The organism is Bradyrhizobium sp. sGM-13 (genome assembly GCF_018398875.1).
Lineage (GTDB): Bacteria > Pseudomonadota > Alphaproteobacteria > Rhizobiales > Xanthobacteraceae > Bradyrhizobium.
On record NZ_JAGWDK010000221.1, the window covers coordinates 1 to 364 of the forward strand.

Below are 364 nucleotides of genomic sequence, written 5' to 3' on the forward strand. Positions count from 1 at the left end.
TATTCAATCCGCAGCATTTCGATGACGAAGTGACTTTTGCACGGCGCGGAGCCGAGTCGCTCGGCCTTGAGCTAACGACCCACCCGATAAATAAGATCGCCGATCTCGACGCTGCGCTGCAGGGGGTGGGTGCAGTCGGCGCCGATAGCCTGCTCGTCATCTCATCACGCCTCACTGGCATTGTTGCCTCTAAAATCGCACAACACGGCCAAGAGCGTCGTCTTCCGGTGATTGCGTCGTGGCGGGAATTCGCAGACAGCGGTGCGTTGCTGTCCTACGGGCCGAGTCGGATTTTTGAGGCCAAACGTCTGGCGGGCTATGTGCAAAAGGTCTTAAACGGGGAGAAGCCGGCAGATTTGCCTAT

At 57.7% G+C, this 364-nt stretch carries 1 protein-coding gene; it reads left to right on the plus strand.

The genetic code is table 11. The features are described from left to right. A partial coding sequence (locus KJQ96_RS38855; RefSeq protein ID WP_305831072.1) for an ABC transporter substrate binding protein occupies positions 1 to 364 on the plus strand: 364 nt, incomplete at both ends.